This window comes from Roseobacter sinensis (assembly GCF_025755255.1).
Taxonomy (GTDB): domain Bacteria; phylum Pseudomonadota; class Alphaproteobacteria; order Rhodobacterales; family Rhodobacteraceae; genus Roseobacter; species Roseobacter sinensis.
The window spans coordinates 284,127-308,007 of sequence record NZ_JALIEB010000001.1; the positions used below are offsets into that span (position 1 = coordinate 284,127).

Sequence of the window (23,881 nt, forward strand, 5' to 3'; positions counted from 1 at the left end):
TCCTGGGACGCATCACCAGACGCGCGAGCCGCTCCTGCGGACACCATTCGTTCAGGCGGCTCAAGTCGTCCCGTTGCGCATCAACAGATGGTCAGACCTTGGTTTTTGAGACTGGCTGACGAGAGCGGGTGAGCGGATGAAAAGAAACAGGCTGGCAGTCGCGCCAGCCAGCAATCTCGCAAGGACGGCTCCCGAGTATCCCGAGACGCAAAACCGCGTTTGATACACCACGAGACGTGGTCGCCATCGGTGCTTAAGCCGGGTCGATCAAAAGGAATTCGTGACTGACAGAAAGCATGAAACAGAACAGTTGCGCCGCAAGAGTCTGACGGCCCGGATCGTCATCATAGACCTTGCCCGCAATAAGATGACGGCGCGTGCCCATTAACAGGCCGGACACATATGAGCGACGTCCGAGACCATGCCAGAAAGCATTTGCGAACAACGGTGAGTACACACATTAGGGCCTCACGTAGGTCGCTGGCCGTCCATTGGACCTATGGATTCTGCACTGCCTCAGAGTTCTGCGGACCGGCCTAAAATGATCGATGCGGGGCGACGCGCGAACGTCATCTTCCATGATTCCCATTTGACGCCAATGCTCAAAGAGCGTGTGATCGGCAGATGGCAGCGCTTGTTCAAGACAGAAACTACCTCAAGCTCATCACCGCATCTGGTGCGACCAATCTGGCCGACGGCATTGCAGGTGTGGCTTTCCCCTGGCTCGCGACACTTCTGACCCGTGATCCACTTCTGATCGGACTTGTCGCCTTCGCCGGGCGACTGCCATGGCTGCTTCTTGCAGTGCCTGCTGGTGTGTTGACCGACCGTGCCGACAGGCGACGTCTGATCGTGCAAGCCGACTGTTTCAGACTTGTTTTGGCGCTTGGTGTTGTCGGTTTGATCTTGTCCTTGCCGACCGCCCCTGCACCTGAGGCGGTGCTGCCGTACATCCTCGCACTCTCCGCACTGGCGTTCCTTTTGGGATGCGCTGAAGTGGTGCGCGACAACGCTGCCCAAACACTCATGCCCGCCCTTGTCCAGAAGGACGATTTGGAAAAAGCCAACGGGCAGCTCTGGAGCGTGGAAACAATTCTAGGTCGCTTTGTAGGGCCGCCGCTTGCCGGTCTGTTGATAGGCTTCTCTTTGCTAACACCGTTCTTCATGAACGCCGTCGCCTTCGCGCTTGCTGCCCTGATGATTTGGTTCGTTGTTTTGCCCCCGCGCATTGCACCTCCAAAACGGTCTTGGCGCGACGAAACACTGGAAGGTCTGCGATGGCTCTGGACGCGCCCGGTGCTGCGACGCCTTGCTGTGTCGCTTGGCATTATCAACGGGCTGTCCATGCTCGCACTTGTTGTTCTGGTGCTTGTTTCACAAGAGCGGCTCGGACTTTCGGCTTCCGGCTATGGCCTGCTGCTGACGGCGGGTGCAGTAGGCGGCGTGCTCGGTGGCTTTCTGTGCCCCGCAATCGTGTCACAGATCGGCGCACAGCGCAGCCTCACATTGGCCTTGGGTCTCATACCCATTCCATTCCTGATCATAGGCTTGTTCGCGGACCCGCTTACTGTCGCAGTCGCTCTGTTTTTCCAAACACTCGTTGCAGCGCTTTGGAACGTTGTGACGGTATCTTATCGACAGCGTTCGATACCGGATGATTTGCTTGGGCGGGTCAACAGCGTGTACCGGTTCTTTGGATGGGGAACGATGTCGCTGGGCGCGCTTTTGGGCGGTGCGGTCGTGTCGTTCGGCGAGCCATTTCTTGGCCGTGATTTGGCACTATCGCTCCCATTCGTTCTTGCCGCTGCGGGAACCGGGCTGCTGTTCCTTTGGGGCGTAAATCGCCTAAAGATCGACTGATCTGCTAGGACCCGTGGCAGCAAGAACGCTCATTGGCGCAGTTGGATCGAAATGGCGCATTGTCCTCACGGCCGCTAGATGACCAAAGGTCGAACGTCGGGTTCGTGCTATTCCGATCAACCGGCCGAGCTGTCAGATGGCAGCCTCTGGCTCAAAGTGGCGAATGCGACACACCGCATAAATGTCCGCCGTCGTGTCAGAGACGAGGACGCAGGTACTTGGAGATTCCCGAAGGCTGGGTTTTGGAAAGCATTGGCCGCCAACAGTACCAAAAAAAATTCGTATAGATTTCGGTGCTCGCGCGTTTGCAAAAGGAGGCCATTGCTGGGCTCGACGCAAGAGGAGGACTTTGCTGGATGAAAACATCGTTAGCAGGGGGAGTGTTTGGCGCCCTGGTGGTCGGCGCTGCGAGCATAGCTTGGGCAGAGGTTGATGGGACATCTTTTGTCACCGCAGAGCATAGCTTCGTTCTTGAAACAGTCGCCGAGGGGCTGGAACATCCCTGGGGCCTCGACTTTTTGCCTGACGGCCGGATCATCGTGACCGAGCGGCCGGGTCGATTGCGGATCGTTGAGGCAGATGGCACGCTTGGTGCGCCCCTTGGTGGTATGCCGGATATCGTCAGTGAATTCCGTGACGGGCTGCTGGATGTCACGGCAAGCCCCGCCTTCGCCGAGGATCGCACTGTCTATTTCGCCTATTCCGATCTGGAAGATGGTGCGCGTTGGTTGAAGATCATGTCCGCGCAGATCGGCGATGGCGCCGTGGAGAACCTCACACCGATCTTTGAGTCAGATCTGCGTGTCGAAAGCAACGAGGGCTATGGCGCGCGCATCCGTTTCGACGCCGACGGCCATCTCATGATCACCTTCGGCGATCACGCTGACCCACCGACCGCGCAGGACGGCACAAACACACTGGGCTCGATCATTCGTATCACAACCGATGGAACGCCGGTCGACGGCAATCCAGGTGGTGACCTGCATCCTGCGATCTACGCTTGGGGCTTCAAGAACTCCCATGGTATCGCGATTGCCGAGGATGGTACGATCTGGGCGATCGACCACGGGGGCGTCGGCGGGGATGAACTGAATCGCATTGAGATGGGTGCGAATTACGGCTGGCCCGCGCGACAATTTGGCGGGGCGGATGCACCGGGCGCTGAAACCCCATCGGAGTTCAAAGAGCCGACATTTACATGGGGTATCGCGCCAACCGTGGCGCTTTCCGGTTTGGAGATTTACGAAGGCGACCTGTTCCCGAACTGGCAGGGCGATCTCTTCACAGGCTCGCTCGTCCAACAGGCACTGATCCGTATTATGCTCGGCGAGGACGGCGAGGTCATCGGCACTGAATATGTGATCGATGGGGTACTCGGCCGCGTGCGCGAGGTGCGCGAGGCCCCCGATGGCACGCTCTACGTGCTTAACGACGATTTCGAAGGCGGGATCTACCGCATCGTTCCCGAATGACCAACAACAGACGACCCCGGAGCCGCCGGCTCCGCGGTCCAGGGAGGCCAAGACTATGCTGAGACTCGGTTTGGGTTGCGCGATCGTCGTAGCCAGCACGGCCGCCACTTTCGCACAAGACGGCGAAGCCATATTCAGACAGCAATGCGCATCGTGCCATCTGCTTGAAGAGGGGCGTCATCGCGTGGGGCCGTCGCTCCACGGGATCGTCGGCGCGCCGGCGGGTGCCGTTGAGGGGTTCCGCTACTCGCCGGCGCTGCGGGCGTCCGGGCTGACGTGGGACCCGGAGACGTTGTCGGCCTTCTTGATGGACCCACGGGGAACCATTCCCGGCAACCGGATGAGTTATCGCGGTATGGATGACCAGGACGACATCGATGCTGTGATCACCTACATTCTGGAGCGCTCGAACTAGGTTTTTTGCAGCGATGCTATTCCGGCCCCGAAAACCCGATGCGCGCGATATCGGAGAAGGTCTTGTGCAGATCTTTCCGCGCCTCTGGCGCTATGCCCTGGCGTTGTCGGGCTCCCGGGCGGAAGCTGATGAGCTCACGCAGTCCGCCTGCTTGCGCGCCTTGGAGCGGTCGACGCAATTTGATCCGTCTACGTCGTTGGACAAGTGGGTGTTCAGGATCATCCACAACTTGTGGATGTCTGATCGGCGGCGGCACAAGGTGCGGATGGGTCAGGGCCTTGTGAGCATCGATGTGGTCGACATCGTCGATCCCGGGCCGAGCGCAGATCACCAGATGGAGCGCCGCGAGCTGCTGCAAGCCATTCTCGACTTGCCGGAAGCGCAGCGGCAAGCTGCGATGATCGTTTATGTCGAAGGCTACAGCTACCGAGAAGCGTCCATGATCCTGGGCATTCCCATCGGCACGGTAATGAGCCGATTGGCAGCCGCGCGGACCAACCTGGCGCGCCAGATGGGTGGTCGGAAAGGGGGGCACCGTGCAAGATCGGTACTTTAGCGATGAAGAGCTGACCGCTTACCTTGATGGCGAGTTCGACTTCGCACCCGCAGCGCAGATAAGACTGGCCCTGCAAAACGACCCGGCCCTGCAAGCCCGCATGGAGGCGCTGACCGTTGATCGATCAGCGCTCCGCGAGGCCGTCGAGGAGCTTGCGCCCGACACGATTTCGATCCCGGCCTTCGTCCGTGCGCGGCCACGACGCCTGTTCGTCGCGCTGAGCACGGTGGCCGTCGCGGCCGTCTTTGCACTCGGCGTCTTTGTTGGCGCGCTCAGAGACACCGGTCTGAATGGATGGATGGAATATGCCGCTGCCTATCACGCGCTCTACTCCACGGAAACTCTGGCTCATTTTGAGCAATCGAGGGCGGGAAAGGACCTTGAACTTGACCGGGTGACAGCCTCTGTCGGGAAATCGCTTTCGGTCGATGCCCTATCGGTTTTGTCCGATATCGCGTACCGCCGGGCCCAAGTTCTGAGCTTTGAAGGCCAAGCACTGCTGCAATTGTCCTTCCTGTCGGACACGGGCATCCCCATTGCACTGTGTATCACGCGATCGTCTGACACAGACGGTCAACCGCTCGTAATGACGCGCATGGAAGGCATGGCCAGTGCGGTCTGGTCTCTTGATGGCTACGACTACCTGCTCATCGGCGGTCAGGACGACGCCTTGATTGAGCGATTGGCCGAGGCGCTGGTCGAAACTGGCGTCTAGGCGGTGGTGCTATGGGACAGGTCGTCCCATCCCGAAGAACCCTCTCGCTAAGTTCGGAGCGGCAGTAAGGCCGGAAAACGGGGCAAGTGACACCCCGCTTTCTGCACCGCATGGGTTCTGCTTTGACGACATCGTCCGGGAATTCGCGATTGGAGCAGATCCAGAGAATTGACGTTTCCCGTGATAAGGCGGCCATTCGGTTGGGAGAGGCGGAGGTGGGTTCCGTCTGAGGTTTGCAGACATGCGCAAGGATCATGCTGTCCCTAGCGCCGCGCGCTCCAACTCAGAGAGGCGTGACGGCGCGTGTAGAACTCGCCCATCAGTCCGATCATCAGCAGCACCACGCCGACCCACATGGCATAGTGCCAGTCCGTGTAGCGCGGGTTGTAATTGATGAAGGTGAAGCCACGGGCCTGGTCGATGGCGTGGAACAGCGGATTCCAGTCGAACATCGCGAGCATGAAGCCGGGGAGGCTGTTGGCCACGAACATCTTGCCCGAGGCAATCATATTGGCCCGCTGGTAGACGGTCGAGAAGATGCTGACCATCTGGGGAAACCAGGGCTTGATCGCGAGCAGGACGAGGCCGAGCGAGACACCGGTGAACCAGGCAACCATCAGCATACCGAAGGCGGCAGCGGGCTGTTCAATGACCACGGGGGTAAAGGCCACGTGATAGCCCAAAAGGATGATGCCCAGCGAGAGCACCTGGACATAGAGTGCACCAACCGCGGCGGATGCGATGGCGATGATCGTGTTCATCGGTGCGTGCTGCATCATCGGGCTGGCAGGCCCTTCGGAGCCGACGATCGCGCTCATGGATTTGGTGTGGGTCAGGAACAGGAAGATGCCCGACATCAGGTACAGCAGAAAGTCGCCCCGAATGGCAGAGCCGCGCAGGCCCAGCAGCGAGAACATCACGTAGAAGACAAACACGAAGATCAGCATTTGCAGCACGTTGATGAAGATCGCGGCGAAGGCGTTGTTGTGGGTCTTGCGGATCGAGCGCACGGTGGCGTGATAGATCAACTCAAGCAGCGTGAGCGCCGACACGAGCCCGGTCGATTTGCGTCTGGTTGCCTGAAACATGGCCGCCCTGCCTTGTGATGATCGCAACCTTTGCACGGAATTCTTGCTGTTCCGTTAGAGGTTCACCATAAGGGGCATCGTTTTCAACATCAATCATCGAGATGTGGACGGATGGATTGGGACTACGTGAAACTGGTCGAAGTGATGCGCCGGCTGTCAATCGAGGCAGGCGAGAAGATCATGGAGATCTACAACGCCGATGATTTCGACGTGAAGACCAAGTCGGACGACAGCCCTGTGACGGCGGCGGACGAAGCGGCAGATGCGCTGATCGCGGCCGGGCTGCGCCAGGCGTTTCCGGACGCGATGCTGGTCACCGAGGAACAATCGGCCACGCATGATACGTCGGGCGATACCTTCCTGATCGTCGATCCCTTGGACGGCACCAAGGAATTCATCCATCGCCGCGGTGATTTCACAGTGAACATCGCGCTTGTCGAGGCTGGCCGCCCGACGCGCGGGGTGGTCTATGCCCCTGCCAAGGGCCGGATGTTCTATACCGAGGCTGACGGCCGCTCGGTCGAGGAGACCGGCGATCTCGCGCTCGACCAGATCGGCGAGACCCGGCCGCTTTCGGTTTCGGAGGCCGACAACGCGGCGTTGATGGTCGTGGCTTCCAAGTCGCATCGCGATCAGGCGACGGATGACTACATCAGCAAGTACAGCGTGAAGGACATGAAAAGCGCCGGCTCGTCGCTCAAGTTCTGTCTGGTGGCGACCGGTGAGGCGGACCTCTACCCGCGCCTTGGCCGCACGATGGAGTGGGACACGGCCGCAGGCCATGCCGTGCTGGCAGGCGCAGGCGGTGCAGTTGTGCGGTTCGACGATCTGACACCGCTGGCCTACGGCAAGGACGGGTATACCAACCCTTTCTTCATCGCCCATGCGCCGTCGGTTGCGCTGAAAGGCGGCTGATGTCTGTCCTGGTCGTGATCCCGGCGCGCTATGCCTCAACACGCTATCCCGGCAAGCCGCTGGTCGGGCTCAAAGGCGCAACGGGCGTCACCCGCAGCCTGATCGAGCGCAGCTGGCATGCGGCCTCTGCGGTCGCCGGGGTGGACCGGGTTGTCGTGGCGACGGATGACGACCGGATCAGGGAGGCGTCCGAGGCCTTTGGTGCCGAGGTGGTCATGACCTCCTCTGATTGGGTGAATGGAACGGAGCGCTGCGCCGAGGCGCATGCGCATCTGGGAGGCGGGTACGAGATCGTGGTGAACCTGCAAGGGGATGCGCCGCTCACGCCGCATTGGTTCGTCGAAGACCTTGTCACCGGGTTGCGCGCCGCGCCGCGGGCCGAAATCGCCACGCCGGTGCTGCGCTGCGATGGTGCCACGCTCAACGGGTTTCTGGAGGACCGCAAGGCGGGCCGTGTCGGCGGCACGACCGCGGTCTTCGATAGCAGGGGTCAAGCCCTCTATTTCTCCAAAGAGGTGATCCCCTTCACCTCTGCAAGCTACGCCGATACCGAGGAGACACCGGTCTTCCACCACGTGGGCGTCTATGCCTACAGGCCCCAGGCTTTGGCGGCGTATCCGACCTGGCCGGCGGGTCCGCTGGAGCGGCTGGAGGGCCTGGAGCAGCTCCGCTTTATGGAGAACGGCCGTGCCGTCCTCTGCGTCGAAGTGGCGGCGAAGGGCCGCCACTTCTGGGAGCTCAACAACCCGTATGATGTGCCGAAGCTCGAGAAGATGATGGCAGCGATGGGTGTGGAATGACGCTAAACAGCGCCATTTTTTAAGGGCTTAGCTTCTTGCCCGCGGATTTGGTCCGACCGGCATTGTTCAGAAAATGCCTAAAATTATACACGTATTGCGAGTGTACTGGCAGGACTCCGCTATATTTCGTAGTCTCGGCCTGATTGCGCTCAAAAATCGCTTTAATTGGAGCGCAAGTCGTGTTTTTGACGCATTTGAGCGCTAACTAACGCTCGCGGGGTGCGATTACTTATTTATGTGTGAGGGCAACAGTATGAAACGCAAAGTGACCAAGGCGATCTTTCCCGTAGCCGGGATGGGTACGCGCTTTCTACCCGCTACAAAATCGGTTCCGAAAGAAATCATGACGCTGGTTGACCGCCCGCTGATCCAATATGCGATCGACGAGGCCCGCGCCGCCGGGATCAAGGAGTTCATTTTTGTAACCTCACGCGGCAAGGGCGCGCTTGAGGACTACTTCGACCACGCACCCGCCCTCGAAGAAGAATTGCGCAAGAAAGGCAAGACCGACCTTCTGGAAATTCTCGAAACGACAAACATGGACAGCGGCGCGATTGCCTACATCCGCCAACACAAAGCCCTGGGCCTCGGCCATGCGGTGTGGTGTGCCCGCCGGCTGATCGCGGATGAGCCCTTTGCGGTCATCCTCCCCGATGATGTGATCGCCGCAGATAAACCCTGCCTGCAGCAGATGGTCGACGCCTATGCGGAGACCGGCGGCAACATGGTGGCGGCGATGGAAGTGGCGCCCGAGAAAGCCTCGGCCTATGGCGTGCTCGACGTGGCCGATGACATGGGGTCCATGGTCAAGGTCAAAGGTATGGTCGAGAAGCCCAAGGCGGATGAAGCACCGTCGAACCTCGCGGTGATCGGACGGTACATCCTGTCGCCCTCCGTCCTGAACAACCTGAACAAGATGAAGTCCGGTGCGGGCGGTGAGATCCAGCTTACCGACGCCATCGCCCAGGACATCATGAAGAAGAACAATGTCTACGGATACCGCTTCCGCGGTCAGCGGTTCGACTGCGGATCGAAATCCGGCTTCCTGCAGGCGACCGTCGCATTCGGCCTCGACCGGGACGACCTGCGCGATGATCTGTCCGCCTACCTGCATGACGTGGTCAACATGGGCAAAGCGGCCGAGTAGGCCAACCAAAGACCTCCGATAGGCGCGGCGCAAAGGGCACCCTTTGCGCCGCTTTTCGTTGGACGGTCAGTTTTTGTTTGGTGGCGCGTGCCGTTCGCGCGATACCGGGACATCACGCCGCGCTCCGAAAGGCCGTTCTTTGGCGCTTCACTCGCCCTGGTCCCGATACAAGCTGCGGCTGCGGCGCAAGCGCCTGCTGTGGCGTGCATTCCGCAGCCGTCACCAGCTGACGGTTCGCCAGAACCGGACGCGGCGGATTGCATCGGGGGATATTCTGCTCTTCTCCACCATGCGCAATGAAGCGCTGCGGCTGCCCCACTTCCTCGCGCACTACCGCCAACTCGGCGTGCGTCATTTTCTGATCGTCGACAATGGCAGCACCGACGAGACCGCTGCAATTCTGCAGGCACAGGACGACGTGTCGCTGTGGCAGACGCAGGCGAGCTACAAGACGGCGCGGTTCGGCATGGACTGGCTCACTTGGCTCTTGCGTCGCTACGGGCACGGTCACTGGACAGTGACGGTGGATGCGGACGAGCTGCTCATCTATCCGCAGTGGGACACGAAGGATCTGATCGCCCTCACCCAGCACCTCGCGGGGCGGGGTCATCCCAGCCTCGGGGCGTTGATGCTGGATCTCTACCCGAAAGGATCGCCCGATCAGCAGTCTTACCGGCCGGGCGCCAACCCAACCGACACCCTGCCCTGGTTCGATAGCCACGGCTACTGGTGTGAACGCAGAGGTCAGCACAAATCGGTCTCGGTTCTCGGGGGGGTGCGCGCGCGCAAGTTCTTTCAAAGCGATCCTGCATTCGCACCGGTCCTCAGCAAGGTGCCGCTGGTGCGCTGGCACCGGTCATATGTCTATTTCAGTTCGACGCATGTCGCTCTGCCGCCGGTGTTGAACGCCCACCACGATCTTGCAGGGCAGGAACGGCTGACGGGCGTGTTGCTGCATACGAAGTTTCTGCCCGGAACCGGGGCGCGGGCGAAAGCCGAGAAAGCGCGGGGCCAGCAGTACACGCGCGGACCGGCGCATGGGGCCTACTACGATGCTTTGGCGCAGGCACCGGATCTCTGGACGCCGGACTCGGTCAGGTTCACCGGCTGGCGGCAGTTGGTCGAGTTGGGGCTGATGACGCGCGGTGACTGGTGACGTTACGAAATCCGCCCAAATGCAGCCGGGCTTTCAAAATTATTGTGAAAATTCGTTTATTGAGCAATAAAATATCAATAAGTCGCGATTAACCAATCGCGATACAATTCGATCGTCGGCGGACCCTGGGGCAAGAGGTCTTTTCGAACCGACGATGCAGGAGGCGGAGAAGGTCTGAAGCTTGGGTGTTCTGGGATCCTACCGGATGCGTTGGGCGCGCAAGCGCTTGCGTGCTCGGGCCTACCGAAAGAGTTTCCAGTTGCGCCGGGTGGCGGACCGGACCAAAGAGATCCGGCCCGACGACATCCTCCTGTTCTCGACCCAGCGGAACGAGATGCCGCGGCTGTCTTACTTCCTCGAATACTATCGTGACATGGGTGTGTCGCACTTTCTGATGGTCGACAACGGCAGCACCGATGGATCGCTCGATTATCTTGCCGCACAGGCGGACGTGTCGCTGTGGCAGACGAAAGGCAGTTACAAGAACGCGCGCTACGGGGTCGATTGGCTGAACCATCTGCAAGGTCGGTATGGCCATGACCACTGGTGCCTCGTTGTCGATGCGGACGAGTTTCTGGTCTACCCGTTTTGCGACACACGCCCGCTCCGCGCGCTGACGGACTGGCTCGACACCTGCTCGATCCGGGCATTTTCCGCGATGATGCTGGATATGTATCCAAAGGGCCCGATTGATGCACAGCCCTATCTTCCGGGTCAGAACCCCATCGACATCGCCTGCTGGTTCGACAGCGGCAACTACACGATGTCACGCAATCCGCTGTACTGGAACCTCTGGGTCCAGGGCGGGCCACGCAGCCGGCTGTTCTTTTCCGAGACACCGGAGCGCGCCCCGGCCCTGAACAAGATCCCGCTGGTCAAATGGAGCCGGCGCTACGCCTACGTGAGCTCGACACATATGCTGCTGCCGCGGGGGCTCAACCTGGCCTATGACGAACGGGGCGGCGAAAAGGCCTCGGGCGTGTTGTTGCACGCGAAGTTTCTCGACACCTTCTCGGCAAAGGCTGCTGAGGAATCCGAGCGTCGCGAGCACTACGACGACAGTCGTGAGTACCTTGGCTATGTCGATGCCCTGGAGGGTGGGCAGCAGCTCTGGTGCAAGTGGTCTGAAAAATACATCAACTGGCGGCAGCTCGAGATTCTCGGCCTGATGTCGAAGGGCAACTGGGCGTGAGCGTCGGGGTGGTGATGCTGGTGCACACGGCGTTCGACCGGGCCGAGCAAGTCGCCCGGCACTGGGCCGCGGCGGGCTGCCCGGTGGTGATCCATGTGGACAAGCAGGTCCCCCGCGCCGCTTTCGCGGCCTTCGAGCGGGCCTTGGCGGACGTGCCGCAGCTGTCCTTTTCCAGGCGCTTCAGATGCGAATGGGGCACCTGGGGGCTTGTGGCGGCGACCCAGGCGACATCAGAGCAGGTGTTGGCCAGTTTCCCCGAGGTTCGGCATGTCTACCTGACGTCGGGGGCCTGCCTACCCCTGCGCCCGGTTAGCGAGCTGATCGACTATCTGGCAGACAGGCCCCAGACGGACTTCATCGAAAGCGCCACGACCTCCGAAGTGCCCTGGACGGTTGGCGGGCTGGAGGCGGAGCGGTTCACCCTGCGGTTTCCCTTCCCGTGGAAACGGCATCGGTTCCTGTTTGACCGTTATGTGGCCCTGCAACGGCTCTTGCGGGTCGAGCGCAAGGTGCCCGGCGGGCTGGTGCCGCACATCGGATCGCAGTGGTGGTGCCTGACGCGGCAGACCCTTTCGGCCATTCTCCAGGACCCGCAGCGCCAACTGTTCGAGCGGTACTTCCGCCGTGTCTGGATCCCGGATGAGAGCTATTTCCAGACCCTGGTCCGGCAGTATGCAATCAACATCGAGAGCCGGTCGCTGACCCTGTCGAAGTTCGACTTCCAGGGCAAGCCGCATGTGTTCTACGACGATCATCTGCAGTTGTTGCGGCGGTCCGACTGTTTCGTGGCCCGGAAGATCTGGCCGCACGCGCACCGTCTTTACGACGCCTTTCTCACCGATCCAGCGCGCGCAATGAAAAAGACCGAGCCCAACCCGGGCAAGATCGACCGTATCTTTGCCAAGGCCGTGACCCGGCGGACGCGCGGCCGCCCCGGCCTTTACATGCACAGCCGTTATCCGCGGAAGGGCCGAGAATACGGGCTGACAGCGGCCCCCTACTCGGTCTTCCAGGGGTTTGCGGAGCTTTTCGAGAATTTCGAAGACTGGCTGGCGAAAGCCACGGGCGCGCGGGTGCACGGCCACCTCTTTGCGCCGGACCGCGCCCAGTTCGCTGACAAGATGACCGTCATGAACGGTGCGCTGAGCGACAGCGCCTCGCTGCGGGACTACAACCCGGATGCCTTTCTGACCAACCTGATCTGGAACACCCGCGGCGAGCGCCAGTGTTTTCAGTTCGGGCCCGGGGATACCCAGGCGATCAGCCCGCGCCTGGCGAAGGATCCGAATGCCCAGATCTCCGTGATCAGCGGCGCCTGGGCGGTTCCGCTCTTCCGCTCCAACGCGGATTTCGTCGATTTACGAAAAGCTGCCGCCGAGATGCAGAAAGTCGAAAGCGCGTATCTGGACACCTTGCGCGCAACGGAGACGAAGGCAAGGGTGCGTATCTGGACCATGGCGGAGTTTATCGAAGCGCCGATGGAGCCGTTGCAGACCATCCTCGATGAGATTGACCCACGACCGCAGCACCGCTTGGCCGAGGCGCCGCGCATGGCCGATCTGACCGGATTTGGCCAGTTCCTGCAGAACCTCAAGAACCAGGGGATGCACCCCTATCTCATGGGAGACTTCCCGGTCGATCAGGGCACGGTTGTGCAAGACCGGGATGCACCGCGCAAACCTTATCTGGTGCGGTAAGTCACGACGCTGTCTGTGAAGGCAATTCGCCTTAAACATGCAGCACCTATCGCTGCCTGATTTCCATGAAATCAACGCAATAGGTGATCTATCCTGTCTCAGGTTGAAGGCGAAACGCTCTGGGTCAGGCCGCCTGTTCGGATTCGGCTGATGTCAGAATGGTATGCAGCGTGGCCGGGTTCGGGTTCGCCCGCAGCTTCGAGCAGATGCTCTGATCCCGCAGTGTGCGTGACACAAGTGCCAGTGCCTTGAGGTGTTCGACACCCGCATCTTCCGGTGCAAAGAGCGCAAAGGCAATGTCGACGGGTTGACGGTCGACCGCGTTGAAATCGATCGGCTTGTCGAGAAGCACAAAGGCGCCGACCACGTCATCGAGACCGTCCAGCCGCGCATGAGGCAGTGCTATCCCGTGCCCGACACCTGTGGGGCCCAAGGCTTCGCGCGCCAGAAGCGCATCAAGCACATCGCCCGATGGCAGCCCATAGGCCTGTTCCGCGAGATCGCCCAGATCCTGCATGAGCCGCTTCTTGCTCGAAGCGGAGGTCAATACCTTCACGGCCTCAGGCTTGAGGAGTTTGTTAAAATCCATTCTGCTCGCACTAGTTGGGAGGCCCTTAAGCCCCGGGAGAAATCCTACTGCGGGTCTATCCAGCCGATGTTACCGTCGTCGCGACGATAGACGACATTCAAGCCCTCTTTGCCTTCATTTCTAAAGACCAGAACCGGCGCTCCGGCCAGTTCCATCTGCATTACCGCCTCGCCGACGGACAGCGATGGTATCTTGGTTTCCATCTCCGCGACGATGATCGGTTGCAGGGTCTCGGGTTCCTGCGACTCAGGGTCAGCATCTGCTGCGAGGATATATGAGGATGCGCCATAGATTTCAACCGGCTCGGCTCGAACTTTGTGATGGTCCTTCAACCTGCGCTTGTACCGGCGCAGCTGCTTCTCCATCTTATCGCAACAGGCGTCGAAAGCGGCATAGATCTCCGTCTGATGCGCCTTGGCCTGCGCGGTCAGGCCGGTGGAGAGATGTACGGTCGCCTCGCAGACAAACTCATGTGCCGACTTCGAAAACACCACGACCGCCTCGGTCGGACGTTCGGCGTATTTCTTCACCACATCACCCAACTCGTCTTTCACGTGGGTTTGCAGCGCTTCACCGATGTCGATCTGCTTGCCGCTGATTTGATACCGCATAGTCACTCCTTCGTATGGCGGACCGTATCTTCATGCTCCGGGCGCAGGGGCGCCGGGAGGCAGCGTTTCACGGTCACGGAAAACGGCGCGCGGCCCGATGCCTGACATCGGGGCCCTGGCAGAAAGGACGATGCGGAGTCAGACAGGACCGAGTACATGCCATGCCATCATTGAGCCCGAAAATCTGTCTGGGAGTCAAACAAAAGCGGCGTGGATTCGCGTAAAAAGTGTTTTCACGCCGACCGCTTCTGATCAGGAGATTTTGAAGTTTTCGCCGAGATACACGCGGCGGACGTTCTCGTTCTGGACCACATCTTCGGGGGTGCCGGACATGAGCACTCGGCCTTCGTGCAGGATGTAGGCGCGGTCCACGATTTCGAGCGTTTCGCGTACGTTGTGATCCGTGATCAGCACGCCAATACCCCGTTTCTTCAGATCGGCCACGAGATGCCGGATGTCACCCACCGAGATCGGATCGACCCCGGCGAAGGGTTCGTCGAGCAAAAGATACTTGGGGTTGGCAGCAAGGCAGCGGGCAATCTCCACCCGCCGGCGTTCGCCACCCGAGAGTGCCAGCGCGGGCGCGCGGCGCAGGTGTTCGATGGAGAATTCGCTCAGCAGCTCTTCCAGCCGTTCGCGCCGTTTGTGGCGGTCGGCTTCGGTGATGTCGAGGATGGCGCTGATGTTGTCCTGAACGGAGAGCCCGCGGAAGATGCTCATCTCCTGCGGCAGGTACCCGATGCCGAGCCGGGCGCGCCGGTACATCGGCAGGGCGGTCACATCCTGCCCGTCAATCGTGACCGTGCCGCCTTCGGGCGTCACGAGCCCCGCCACGGCGTAGAAGGTCGTCGTCTTGCCCGATCCATTTGGCCCAAGAAGCGCAACCACCTCGCCGCGCTCGAGATACATCGAGAAGTCCCGGATCACGGTCTTCTTGCGGTACGACTTGCGCAGGTGTTTGACGTGCAGCCCGGCGGAGCCTTGGGCAACGGTCAGCTTTGGCCGGGCCATCAGTTGTCGCCTGTCTGCAGAATGGTTTTGACCGATCCGCTCATCTGGGCCGTACCATCTTCCAGCTGCACCGTCATCCGGTCGGCCGTGAGCGCCGAAGGGCCTTGGGTCAGCAGCACGTTGCCGGTCATCACGATCACCCCGTCGGCGATGCTATAATCCGCCCGTTCGGATTCGGCGGCGTCCGGACCAGAGACCAGCGTGACACCGCCCGTCGCTTCCATGCGTTCGATGCCTTGGGTGTCTTCGCGGTAAACGACCAGCAGCCGCTTGGCGGAAAGTCGCATCTCGCCCTGCCCGACGACGACGTTGCCGGTGAAGACCGCCTCGCCCGTCTCCTGATCGACGGCCAGATTGTCAGCGGTGACCTCGACCGGGAGATCTGTATCCTGTTTGATCGCGCCGAAGGCCACTTGCGTGCCCTGTGCAGCCAAAACCTGTGCTGTGGCCACCAGGACCAGGGGCAAGAGGAAAAGTCTCAACAATGTCACGGATCAGTCTTCCACCTGTTTCGGCTGATATACCAGTTTCACACCGTTTGTGAAAACCAATTGGGCAGGCCCCCCGGATTCTTCTGCCGAAAGCTCCATCTCACCCGCGACGAGGTCGCCGCCCGGTGTGGTGGCGAACACTGTGCCGGGTGAGCGCAGGTTCAAAATTGTCACTCGGGCAGAGAGCGACTGGCTGGTCATCACGTACCCCTGTGAGGTGGTGATCACCACGTTCCCGGTCAAGTTCGCGAGGTCGCTTGCGATGTTCACCGACGCATGATCTGACGTGACGTTCACCGTCGTGCCATTCGCCATATCGATTTTGACAAAGACATCTTCGGCCTGGCTTGCGCCCGTGAGACCGTTGGGGCTGGTCACTTTCTCGGCCACAAAGGCGATCTGGTCGCCATCGGCGGAGGTGCCCGAGTAGTACGGCCCCGAGATCTGCTGGTTCAGAAGACGGTCCTGGACTTCGGTATCCGCGAAGGGGATCGCCTCAGTCGGGTCGATGACACGGGAGAGCAGGAACAGGGTGGAGAGCAGAGCAAGCGCCGCGAGCGGCAACACCACCTTCAGCCAGGCCACCGTGCGCGAGTACCGGTCTCCCTTCATCGCGGCTTATCCGAGGCCGACGCGCAGGCAGTCGTGAATGTGAATGAGCCCTACCGGTCTGGGCCCTTCGACCACGAAGAGGCAGGTGATCCCACGCCCGTTGTTGCCCGCATTCATAACAGCGACAGCCTGTTGGGCGAGCGCATCGGGCCGGATCGTGGTGGGATGCGGGGTCATCACGTCCCGGGCGTGCTGGCTCAGAAGCCCGTCCATGTGACGCCGCAAGTCGCCGTCGGTGATGATGCCTGCGAGTTGGCCCTCTGCGTCCTGCACACCGACGACGCCAAACCCTTTCTGGCTGATCTCGATCAGGGCCTCCGACATAGGCGTATCCAGCGTGATCAGCGGCAGCGCCTCGCCTCTGTGCATCAGGTCAGAGACCCGGCTCAACTGTGCGCCAAGGTTGCCGCCGGGGTGGAACTCCCGGAAGTTTTCAGGCGTGAAGGCACGGTGTTCCATCAGCGCAATGGCCAGCGCATCGCCGAGCGCCAGCGTCATCGTGGTTGAGCTGGAGGGCACGACCCCCGTCCCACAGGCCTCGCCAAGACGGGGCAGCAGCAAAACCACATCGCACTCGCGCCCCAGGCTGGAGGCTTCGACGCTGGTGATGCCCAGAAGCGGAATGCCGAAGCGGCGGGAATAGGCAATCAGATTGGCAAGCTCCGGCGCTTCGCCGGAATTCGAAATCGCAAGCACCACATCCGCTGAGGTGATCATGCCAAGATCGCCGTGGCTCGCCTCGGCCGGGTGGACGAATTGCGCGGGCGTGCCGGTGCTGGCCAAGGTGGCTGCAATCTTGCGCGCGATATGACCCGACTTGCCGATGCCGGTCACGATCACCCGGCCCTTCGCGTTCAAAAGCAAGTCGACGGCATCCCGGAAGCGGCCATCGAGCGTCTCGGCCAGCGTGCCGAGCGCCTCGGCCTCGCTGCGGATCACCCGACGGGCCGTATCGAGAAACGGCGTGCTCATGAATGGGCGAAAATGTCCGTATCGGCCCAGCCGTACAGATCGAGCCGCGCGCGGGTGGGCAGAAAGTCAAAGCAGGTCTGTGCCAACTCCATTCTGTCTTCGCGCTCCAGCATCGCGTTCAATGCGTCGCGCAGCTGATGCAGGTACAACACGTCCGAGGCGGCATACTCCACCTGCGCGTCCGTCAGCGCCTCCGCGCCCCAGTCGCTTGACTGCTGCTGCTTGGAGATGTCGATGTTCAGCATCTCCTGCAGCAGCTTCGCAAGCCCGTGCCTGTCGGTATAGGTGCGGACCAGGCGGCTGGCGATCTTGGTGCAATACACGGGGGCGGTAAGGGTGCCAAAACGGTGGTACAGGGCCGCGATGTCGAAACGTCCGAAGTGAAACAGTTTGAGCACCGCCGGGTCGGCCAGCAAGGCGCAGAGGTTCGGCGCCTCGCTCTGGCCCTGCATGATCTGCACCAGATGCGCCCTGCCATCGCCGCCCGAGAGCTGTACGACACAGAGCCGGTCGCGGTGTGGGTTCAGCCCCATGGTCTCGCAGTCGATGGCGACGACGGGCCCGAGATCGAGCCCATCGGGCAGGTCATTCTTGTAAACGCTATGTGTCATGCGCCCCCTATAGCTTGCCTTTCGCTGGTGGGAAAGCGCCGCTTTGGGGGGAAAGACTGACCGACGTTAGCAGAGCCCGCGCCGGTCAGCTGTCGGCGCAGGTTGTCTCGTTGAGCACCCGCAGAATGTTGCCGCAGCTGTCCTCCGATCCGTCGGGCGTGCCCTTGAGCTCGGAGTTGGCGCGGCGCACGGTCTCGCGAATGTCCTCGACCGACCGCTGCACCGAGCGGCAAACGCAGCACAGACGGTTGATCCGGCTGGCGCTGTCGTCGTTGAAGAGACCCTGGTCGCGGGCCGCTTCGAACATCGACAGCAGGTTCTGAAGCTGCATGTCCGCCAACGCCGAGAAGTAGCGGATATCGTCATAGACGATTTGCGATCCGGACGGTGGGACGTTGTCCGCGACCTGGATCGCGGTTCCGATGACACGGTCAGCGCCAGAGGCCAGGCGGATCGGCTGGATGGTGGTGTCCCAGGTCTGAACTCCGCCGGGCAGGGTCAGGGTTTCAAGATACCGCTGCGGGCTCTGGGTGCGCGTGCATTCGGCATATCGGCCGATGACGATATCCGCCTGATGCGCTGGAAGCAGGTCGCGCAGTGCTCTGCCGCGGGCAGCTCCGGGTTCGAAACCCGTCGCTTCCGCACGGGCCCGGTTCATGCAGACGAGTTGGAAATCACCTTTTTTCGATGCACGCTCGGCGGCGAACATCGGAACTGAAAATTGATCAAGTATGGCCGCAAGTTTTTCTGCGGAAGCTGTGTTCAACATATGCCCTCACACTCCTTAAAATCAGGAGGGTGGAGCATCAGTCTTGCCAAGTCCTTACGGAAGCAGCGCGGATTTGAGACGACTCTTACCTATGCTGCACGCGCGAAATCTGTCGCCATCGGACGGCTGCTGAAAGGCGAGAGAATCCAATTGGATACCCGCAGCGCGACGGCGCAGCGGGGTCCAGTTTCCGATTCGTGAACGGAGTGTGCACGAAAGCGCCGGGCCTTTCGTGGCCGTCAATCGGCGAGCGTTATCCAGGCCGCATTGCGGGCCGAGGATCGGACGCAGGCGTCGATGAACTGCATGCCACGCCAGCCGTCGGTGATCGTCGGGTAGAGCACATCGGCGTCAGGCTGCGAGCCCTCGCGATGCGCGACGATGGCGTCGGCCGCTTCCCGGTAGATATTGGCAAACCCTTCCAGATAGCCCTCGGGATGGCCAGGCGGGACGCGGCTGACACGTGCCGCGGCGTCTCCGGCGCCGGCACCATTGCGGGTGATCAGCCGTTTCGGCTCACCAAATGGGGTGTGCCAGAGATAGTTTGGATCCTCTTGCGCCCATTCGAGCCCACCGGTCTCGCCGTAGACGCGGATGCGCAGGGCGTTCTCGTTGCCAGGGGCGACCTGACTGCACCAGAGCATGCCCTTGGCGCCGCCCTTGAAGCGCAGCATGACATGGCCGTTGTCGTCCACCTGGCGGCCGGCCACGAAGGCATCAAGATCAGCAGCGAGGCTTTCGACCTCCAGCCCGGTGATGAAGCGCGCGAGGTTGTGGGCATGCGTCCCGATATCGCCGGTAGAGCCGCCTGCCCCGGACCGCGCCGGATCCGTGCGCCAATTGGCCTGTTTGAAATCCTGCTCCACCGTGAGCCAGTCCTGCGGGTATTCCACCTGCACCACGCGGATCTTGCCGATGGCGCCCTTGGCGACCATCTCGCGGGCGTGACGCACCATGGGGTAGCCGGTGTAATTGTGGGTCAGAATGAAGAGTGCGTTCGATGCTTCCACCGCTTTGACCATCTTGCGCGCATCCGCGAGGGTCGAGGTCAGCGGCTTGTCGCAGATCACGTGGATGTCGCGCTTGAGGAACTCGCGCGCTGCGGCGAAATGCATGTGGTTTGGCGTGACGATGGCGACTGCTTCGATGCCCGTCTTCAGCCGCGCCTCACGGATCGCCATCTGCTTGAAGTCGTCGTAGATGCGCGGCAGGCCGAGTGCTTCTCCGGAGGCGCGTGCTTTCTCGGGCGTCGAGGAGAGGGCGCCGGCCACCAGCTCGTACCGGTCGTCGAGCCGCGCGGCAATGCGGTGCACGGCGCCGATAAAGGCGTCATTTCCGCCGCCAACCATACCTAAGCGTATGCGATTGCTCATGATCATATCCCCAGCATCTTGCGGTTCGCGGCCTCATCCGTGCCGCCGTCGGCAAAGTCATCGAAGGCACGCTCGGTCACCCGGATGATGTGATCTTTAACGAATTGCGCGCCTTCTCTGGCGCCATCCTCCGGATGCTTCAGACAGCACTCCCATTCGACCACGGCCCAGCCGTCGAAATCATTGGCCGCCATCTTCGAGAAGATTGCCGCGAAGTCGACCTGCCCGTCACCCAGACTGCGGAACCGGCCGGCGCGGTCCACCCAGGACTGATAGCCACCATAGACGCCTTGCCGCCCGGTCGGATTGAACTCGGCATCCTTGACGTGGAACATCTTGATCCGGTCGGCGTAGATGTCGATATGGTCGAGATAGTCGAGGCACTGCAGCACGAAGTGCGAGGGATCGTAGAGCATGTTGCAGCGCGGGTGGTTGCCCACCCGTTCGAGGAACATCTCGAAGGTTACGCCGTCGTGCAGATCTTCGCCGGGGTGGATTTCGTAGCAGATGTTGACGTCGTTTGCGTCAGCGTGATCGAGGATCGGACGCCAGCGCTTGGCCAACTCGTCAAAGGCCGTTTCAACCAGACCGGCAGGGCGCTGCGGCCAGGGGTAGATGTAGGGCCAGGCCAGGGCGCCTGAAAAAGAGACGTGGTTCTGGATCCCGAGGTTGGCCGAGGCGCTGATTGCCTTCATGACCTGATCCACGGCCCACTCCTGCCGGGCTTGCGGGTTGCCGTGCACCGAGGAATCGGCAAAGCCGTCAAAGGCGCTGTCGTAGGCTGGATGGACCGCCACAAGCTGGCCTTGCAAATGGGTCGACAGCTCGGTCACCTCGACGCCGTTCTCCGCGGCTTTTCCTTTGAATTCGTCGCAGTAGGCCTTGCTCTCAGCGGCCTGCGCAAGGTCGAACAGCCGCCCGTCCCAGCTTGGCACTTGCACGCCTTTGTAGCCGCAGTCTGCGGCCCATTTCGTGATCGCGTCCCAGGAATTGAAGGGCGCCTCGTCCCCCGCGAATTGCGCCAGAAACAGCGCCGGTCCCTTGATCGTCTTCATCTCATCCTCCCGTTGTGTGCCCGGAACGGGCGCCTGACTTTAGCTGCCCGGAGCGGGCGTCGTGTTTCAGTCGCCCGGTTCGGGCGGCAGGTTTTCTTTCAGATAGACATCGATACGGATGCGCTCCTGCGCCATGTTGATAGGCGCGTTGTCGCTGTTGGCGCGCATGATCCGCACGGCGCTGCGCACCAGATGGCCGGAATCCTGACTGATCACCGCGTCGAAAAGCCCGCGTCCAAGTGCCGCGCGAGACAGCGGTGTCAGCTCATGGGCGACCACCACCGGATGCGGCGCGGGGGCGGTTGCGTCGAAGTGGCGGATCAGCCCAGCGTTGCCCGCAGCCGACGAATAGATGCCGACGATGTTGCGCGCGGGCGAGAGCGCCTGCGGCATCAGCCGCTCGATCAGGTCGGGGTCGTCGCGCCCCTCCAGCGAGGCGAGCACATTCAGGTGCGGAAAATCGCGCGCCATCACCTCGTCGAACCCCAGTCGACGTTCGAGGTGGTCGCGGGCCAGCATGGAGCCGGTGACGACCAGCACGTCCCCGCTCACCGGGCCGAGAAACCGGCCCATCAGTTGAGCCGCAGTGCGGCCCGCGGCGATGTTGTCGATTCCGACATAGGCGTTGCGTTCCGAGCTTGGGATATCGGACACCAGGGAGACCACCGATACGCCATGCGCGTGCAGGCGCGAGATACTGTCCCGTACGGAAGGCGTCTCAGGCCCGAAGATCGCCACACCATCGATAGCGGTGGGGTCCAACGCATTGATCGCCTCGGCCAGGGCCATCGGATCGAACGCTGGCACGCGCGTGCAGGTGATCTGTGTGCGCTCCCGCTTCAGGCCCGCGGAAAGGTCGCCGATTTGCCGCTCGATCAGGTCGATGAATTCATTGTTGGCCGCAGGCAGAATGAACAGGAAGCGATAGACCCGGCCGCGCGCGAGATTGGCGGCGGCCGTGTCGCGGACATATCCCAGATCGGCAATGGCCCGATTGACCTTCTCGACCGTGACCTTGCGCACGCCGGGACGCTCGTTCAACACGCGGTCCACGGTGGCAAGGCTCACTTGTGCGACGCGGGCGATGTCGTTCACGGTTGGGTTCAGAGGCGTCTCTCGGACAGGCTTCATGTCGTCTTTCTAGCCTTCCGATGCAGCGGCGAGCCCCTCGAAGAGCCGGGCGACAGCCTCGGCGCCGGGGTCATTGTGGCCGATCAGGTTCTCTTCCGGCACATAGGAGGCGCGGCCCGCCTTGGCGCGTGTCATCCGCGCTGTACCATCCGCGCCCGTACGTGCAGCAGCGGCTGCTGCGGCGAACCCTTCCGAAAACGCCTCCAGCGCTGGTTGAAGCGCGTCGATCATCGTCCGGTCGCCTTTTTGCGCGCCGCCCACCTGGCTGATCCGCTCGAGTCCTGCTTGCAGGGCGTCGGCGGTAGACTTCCCATTGGCGCAGGCGTCGCCGGTCGCACCGAAGAAGATGGCAAGGATCACGCCGGAAGACCCACCCATGGTCTGGCTCAGCTCGTTTCCAACCGCACGGAACAGCTGGGTGAGATCGGCCAACGGCATCCGGTCGAGCGCGTTCTTGAGGGCGCGCGCAGCTGTCGCGAGCGTACTGCCGGTGTCGCCATCGCCAGACTTGGCGTCGAGCGCGTTGAGGTCGGCCTCCGCGGCGATGAGCAGATCGCAGCAGGTCTCTATCAACCTGCGGGTTGCCGGGTGTTCTGAAGGGATCGGTTGGATCGGGCTCAGACCGTCTGGCAAAGGCTTTACGGCGACCGGTGCCAGCGACGCCAGGCCGGGCCAATCCGCCAGTGGCACTGCGCGAGAAAGCCCTGCCTCGTTCTCGGGTGTCAGCGGCAGGATGGACACCGAAAACCCGTGCATATCAAGCGAGGTCATGAGCGGAGCCGGCCCGATCAAGGCTTTGATCGACCCGGCCTTGTCGGATGTCGCAAGAGCATGCGCGAGGACTGACATTTCAAGCGGCGTCGTGCTGCCCAGGTTGTTGAGCAGGGCGACGTGCGGCTGGTCGCACATATGCGGGGCCAGCTTGTCGAGCACCATCTCCATCGCCCGGGTGGCACCCGTGAAATCCACCTGCTCGACGCCGGCTTCGCCATGGATGCCAAGGCCAAGCTCTGCCTTGCCGGGCGCGATGCGGTCCTCCTTGGCCGAGCCGGGGACAGTGCAGGTGTCGAGTGATTTGCCGATGGAGGCCATCTGGACTACCACACCTTCGGCGACCTTGGTCACCGTCTCGAGATCGGCCCCGTCTTCTGCGAGCGCACCTGCGATCTTGTGAACAAAGAGCGTGCCGGCAACGCCGCGCGCCTGGGGCAGATCGGGAAGCGCGATATCATCATCGACCACAACCATCGACACCTTCAAACCATACGCACGCGCACGCTCTGCGGCGAGGCCAAAGTTCAGCCGGTCGCCAGTGTAGTTCTTCACGATCAGAAGGCAGCCCGCCTCGCCGGTGACGGCGAGGATCCCGGCGAGCACGGCATCGACCGAAGGCGAGGCGAAGACCTCGCCGCACACGGCGGCGGTGAGCATGCCTTCGCCCACGAATCCTGCGTGCGCAGGCTCGTGCCCCGAGCCTCCGCCGGAGATCAGCGCGACTTTCGATTTGTCCCAGTTGCTGCGGCAGACAACCTTGATATGCGGATAGCCGTCGAGCCGGTAGAGTCGCCCACCCGAGGCCGCGAGGAGACCGTCGATGGCATCCGTGACCAGCGTGTCCTTGTCGTTGATGAACTGGGCCATGG

At 61.6% G+C, this 23,881-nt stretch carries 24 protein-coding genes; 11 read left to right on the plus strand and 13 right to left on the minus strand.

All coding sequences use genetic code 11. The features are described from left to right. The first annotated feature begins 624 nt into the window (after positions 1 to 624). The 5 genes from MUB52_RS01410 (at position 625) to MUB52_RS01430 (ending at position 5,018) form a co-directional block, all read left to right on the plus strand. A complete protein-coding gene (locus MUB52_RS01410; RefSeq protein ID WP_263842392.1) occupies positions 625 to 1,860 on the plus strand; it encodes an MFS transporter in 1,236 nt (411 codons plus the stop codon). Positions 1,861 to 2,216: 356 nt separating this feature from the next. Then, positions 2,217 to 3,332, plus strand: coding sequence for a PQQ-dependent sugar dehydrogenase (locus tag MUB52_RS01415; protein WP_263842393.1), 1,116 nt, complete (start codon positions 2,217 to 2,219; stop codon positions 3,330 to 3,332). Between the two features lie 55 nt (positions 3,333 to 3,387). Then, a complete protein-coding gene (locus MUB52_RS01420) occupies positions 3,388 to 3,747 on the plus strand; it encodes a c-type cytochrome (protein WP_263842394.1) in 360 nt (119 codons plus the stop codon). Between the two features lie 64 nt (positions 3,748 to 3,811). Next, positions 3,812 to 4,303, plus strand: coding sequence for an RNA polymerase sigma factor (locus MUB52_RS01425; protein ID WP_263842395.1), 492 nt, complete (start codon positions 3,812 to 3,814; stop codon positions 4,301 to 4,303). Beyond that, a complete protein-coding gene (locus tag MUB52_RS01430; protein WP_263842396.1) occupies positions 4,284 to 5,018 on the plus strand; it encodes an anti-sigma factor in 735 nt (244 codons plus the stop codon). The genes MUB52_RS01425 and MUB52_RS01430 overlap by 20 nt, the downstream gene beginning before the upstream one ends. A 263-nt stretch (positions 5,019 to 5,281) precedes the next feature. Here the strand turns inward: MUB52_RS01430 and MUB52_RS01435 are convergent, their stop codons facing one another. Further along, the gene (locus MUB52_RS01435; protein ID WP_263842397.1) at positions 5,282 to 6,106 is read right to left on the minus strand and encodes an ABC transporter permease; all 825 of its coding nucleotides are present in this window, start codon (positions 6,104 to 6,106) and stop codon (positions 5,282 to 5,284) included. Between the two features lie 111 nt (positions 6,107 to 6,217). Here MUB52_RS01435 and cysQ point away from each other — a divergent pair, with 111 nt between their 5' ends. The 6 genes from cysQ to MUB52_RS01465 all read left to right on the plus strand — a co-directional run bounded on the left by cysQ (position 6,218) and on the right by MUB52_RS01465 (position 13,013). Next, the gene (cysQ, locus tag MUB52_RS01440; RefSeq protein WP_263842398.1) at positions 6,218 to 7,021 is read left to right on the plus strand and encodes a 3'(2'),5'-bisphosphate nucleotidase CysQ; all 804 of its coding nucleotides are present in this window, start codon (positions 6,218 to 6,220) and stop codon (positions 7,019 to 7,021) included. Further along, positions 7,021 to 7,821 (plus strand): 3-deoxy-manno-octulosonate cytidylyltransferase, encoded by an 801-nt coding sequence (locus MUB52_RS01445; protein WP_263842399.1) that lies wholly within the window; start codon positions 7,021 to 7,023, stop codon positions 7,819 to 7,821. Before cysQ ends, MUB52_RS01445 begins: the two co-directional genes overlap by 1 nt. A gap of 253 nt (positions 7,822 to 8,074) precedes the next feature. Beyond that, positions 8,075 to 8,968, plus strand: a complete 894-nt coding sequence (galU, locus tag MUB52_RS01450) for a UTP--glucose-1-phosphate uridylyltransferase GalU (protein WP_263842400.1) — start codon at positions 8,075 to 8,077, stop codon at positions 8,966 to 8,968. A gap of 139 nt (positions 8,969 to 9,107) precedes the next feature. Further along, positions 9,108 to 10,124, plus strand: coding sequence for a glycosyltransferase family 2 protein (locus tag MUB52_RS01455; protein ID WP_263842401.1), 1,017 nt, complete (start codon positions 9,108 to 9,110; stop codon positions 10,122 to 10,124). A 205-nt stretch (positions 10,125 to 10,329) separates the two neighbouring features. After that, on the plus strand, positions 10,330 to 11,316 hold the full coding sequence (locus MUB52_RS01460; RefSeq protein WP_263842402.1) for a glycosyltransferase family 2 protein: 987 nt from the start codon (positions 10,330 to 10,332) through the stop codon (positions 11,314 to 11,316). Beyond that, entirely contained in the window at positions 11,313 to 13,013 is a 1,701-nt protein-coding gene (locus tag MUB52_RS01465) for a beta-1,6-N-acetylglucosaminyltransferase (RefSeq protein ID WP_263842403.1), read from the plus strand. Before MUB52_RS01460 ends, MUB52_RS01465 begins: the two co-directional genes overlap by 4 nt. Positions 13,014 to 13,137: 124 nt before the next feature. Here the strand turns inward: MUB52_RS01465 and MUB52_RS01470 are convergent, their stop codons facing one another. The 12 genes from MUB52_RS01470 to MUB52_RS01525 all read right to left on the minus strand — a co-directional run bounded on the left by MUB52_RS01470 (position 13,138) and on the right by MUB52_RS01525 (position 23,879). Further along, positions 13,138 to 13,602, minus strand: coding sequence for a PTS sugar transporter subunit IIA (locus tag MUB52_RS01470; RefSeq protein WP_263842404.1), 465 nt, complete (start codon positions 13,600 to 13,602; stop codon positions 13,138 to 13,140). Between the two features lie 44 nt (positions 13,603 to 13,646). Beyond that, a complete protein-coding gene (gene hpf / locus MUB52_RS01475) occupies positions 13,647 to 14,213 on the minus strand; it encodes a ribosome hibernation-promoting factor, HPF/YfiA family (RefSeq protein ID WP_263842405.1) in 567 nt (188 codons plus the stop codon). A gap of 252 nt (positions 14,214 to 14,465) precedes the next feature. Further along, positions 14,466 to 15,224: an LPS export ABC transporter ATP-binding protein gene (lptB, locus tag MUB52_RS01480; RefSeq protein ID WP_263842406.1), complete on the minus strand. Its 759-nt coding sequence runs from the start codon at positions 15,222 to 15,224 to the stop codon at positions 14,466 to 14,468. Continuing rightward, positions 15,224 to 15,715 carry an LptA/OstA family protein gene (locus MUB52_RS01485; RefSeq protein ID WP_263842407.1) on the minus strand — a complete coding sequence of 164 codons (492 nt, stop codon included), beginning with the start codon at positions 15,713 to 15,715 and terminating at the stop codon, positions 15,224 to 15,226. Before MUB52_RS01485 ends, lptB begins: the two co-directional genes overlap by 1 nt. 3 nt (positions 15,716 to 15,718) lie before the next feature. After that, the gene (lptC, locus tag MUB52_RS01490) at positions 15,719 to 16,327 is read right to left on the minus strand and encodes an LPS export ABC transporter periplasmic protein LptC (protein WP_263842408.1); all 609 of its coding nucleotides are present in this window, start codon (positions 16,325 to 16,327) and stop codon (positions 15,719 to 15,721) included. A gap of 6 nt (positions 16,328 to 16,333) precedes the next feature. Beyond that, the gene (locus MUB52_RS01495) at positions 16,334 to 17,299 is read right to left on the minus strand and encodes a KpsF/GutQ family sugar-phosphate isomerase (protein ID WP_263842409.1); all 966 of its coding nucleotides are present in this window, start codon (positions 17,297 to 17,299) and stop codon (positions 16,334 to 16,336) included. Then, positions 17,296 to 17,910: a ribonuclease D gene (locus MUB52_RS01500; protein ID WP_263842410.1), complete on the minus strand. Its 615-nt coding sequence runs from the start codon at positions 17,908 to 17,910 to the stop codon at positions 17,296 to 17,298. Before MUB52_RS01500 ends, MUB52_RS01495 begins: the two co-directional genes overlap by 4 nt. An 85-nt stretch (positions 17,911 to 17,995) precedes the next feature. Continuing rightward, positions 17,996 to 18,679 (minus strand): PAS domain-containing protein, encoded by a 684-nt coding sequence (locus MUB52_RS01505; protein WP_318527399.1) that lies wholly within the window; start codon positions 18,677 to 18,679, stop codon positions 17,996 to 17,998. 239 nt (positions 18,680 to 18,918) lie between these two features. Then, entirely contained in the window at positions 18,919 to 20,052 is a 1,134-nt protein-coding gene (locus MUB52_RS01510) for a Gfo/Idh/MocA family protein (protein ID WP_263842411.1), read from the minus strand. A gap of 2 nt (positions 20,053 to 20,054) precedes the next feature. Next, entirely contained in the window at positions 20,055 to 21,107 is a 1,053-nt protein-coding gene (locus tag MUB52_RS01515) for a sugar phosphate isomerase/epimerase family protein (RefSeq protein ID WP_263842412.1), read from the minus strand. A 66-nt stretch (positions 21,108 to 21,173) separates the two neighbouring features. Next, on the minus strand, positions 21,174 to 22,238 hold the full coding sequence (locus tag MUB52_RS01520; protein WP_263842413.1) for a LacI family DNA-binding transcriptional regulator: 1,065 nt from the start codon (positions 22,236 to 22,238) through the stop codon (positions 21,174 to 21,176). A gap of 9 nt (positions 22,239 to 22,247) precedes the next feature. After that, the gene (locus MUB52_RS01525) at positions 22,248 to 23,879 is read right to left on the minus strand and encodes a dihydroxyacetone kinase subunit DhaK (protein ID WP_263842414.1); all 1,632 of its coding nucleotides are present in this window, start codon (positions 23,877 to 23,879) and stop codon (positions 22,248 to 22,250) included. Positions 23,880 to 23,881: the final 2 nt, after the last annotated feature.

What these genes read in the sequence shown, in the direction of transcription:
- MUB52_RS01410 (WP_263842392.1), top strand. Translation starts at nt 625, where the DNA reads ATGGCAGCGCTTGTTCAAGACAGAAACTACCTCAAGCTCATCACCGCA.
- MUB52_RS01415 (WP_263842393.1), top strand. Translation starts at nt 2,217, where the DNA reads ATGAAAACATCGTTAGCAGGGGGAGTGTTTGGCGCCCTGGTGGTCGGC.
- MUB52_RS01420 (WP_263842394.1), top strand. Translation starts at nt 3,388, where the DNA reads ATGCTGAGACTCGGTTTGGGTTGCGCGATCGTCGTAGCCAGCACGGCC.
- MUB52_RS01435 (WP_263842397.1), bottom strand. Translation starts at nt 6,106, where the DNA reads ATGTTTCAGGCAACCAGACGCAAATCGACCGGGCTCGTGTCGGCGCTC.
- cysQ (WP_263842398.1), top strand. Translation starts at nt 6,218, where the DNA reads ATGGATTGGGACTACGTGAAACTGGTCGAAGTGATGCGCCGGCTGTCA.
- MUB52_RS01445 (WP_263842399.1), top strand. Translation starts at nt 7,021, where the DNA reads ATGTCTGTCCTGGTCGTGATCCCGGCGCGCTATGCCTCAACACGCTAT.
- galU (WP_263842400.1), top strand. Translation starts at nt 8,075, where the DNA reads ATGAAACGCAAAGTGACCAAGGCGATCTTTCCCGTAGCCGGGATGGGT.
- MUB52_RS01460 (WP_263842402.1), top strand. Translation starts at nt 10,330, where the DNA reads ATGCGTTGGGCGCGCAAGCGCTTGCGTGCTCGGGCCTACCGAAAGAGT.
- MUB52_RS01470 (WP_263842404.1), bottom strand. Translation starts at nt 13,602, where the DNA reads ATGGATTTTAACAAACTCCTCAAGCCTGAGGCCGTGAAGGTATTGACC.
- hpf (WP_263842405.1), bottom strand. Translation starts at nt 14,213, where the DNA reads ATGCGGTATCAAATCAGCGGCAAGCAGATCGACATCGGTGAAGCGCTG.
- lptB (WP_263842406.1), bottom strand. Translation starts at nt 15,224, where the DNA reads ATGGCCCGGCCAAAGCTGACCGTTGCCCAAGGCTCCGCCGGGCTGCAC.
- lptC (WP_263842408.1), bottom strand. Translation starts at nt 16,327, where the DNA reads ATGAAGGGAGACCGGTACTCGCGCACGGTGGCCTGGCTGAAGGTGGTG.
- MUB52_RS01495 (WP_263842409.1), bottom strand. Translation starts at nt 17,299, where the DNA reads ATGAGCACGCCGTTTCTCGATACGGCCCGTCGGGTGATCCGCAGCGAG.
- MUB52_RS01500 (WP_263842410.1), bottom strand. Translation starts at nt 17,910, where the DNA reads ATGACACATAGCGTTTACAAGAATGACCTGCCCGATGGGCTCGATCTC.
- MUB52_RS01505 (WP_318527399.1), bottom strand. Translation starts at nt 18,679, where the DNA reads ATGTTGAACACAGCTTCCGCAGAAAAACTTGCGGCCATACTTGATCAA.
- MUB52_RS01510 (WP_263842411.1), bottom strand. Translation starts at nt 20,052, where the DNA reads ATGAGCAATCGCATACGCTTAGGTATGGTTGGCGGCGGAAATGACGCC.
- MUB52_RS01515 (WP_263842412.1), bottom strand. Translation starts at nt 21,107, where the DNA reads ATGAAGACGATCAAGGGACCGGCGCTGTTTCTGGCGCAATTCGCGGGG.
- MUB52_RS01520 (WP_263842413.1), bottom strand. Translation starts at nt 22,238, where the DNA reads ATGAAGCCTGTCCGAGAGACGCCTCTGAACCCAACCGTGAACGACATC.
- MUB52_RS01525 (WP_263842414.1), bottom strand. Translation starts at nt 23,879, where the DNA reads ATGGCCCAGTTCATCAACGACAAGGACACGCTGGTCACGGATGCCATC.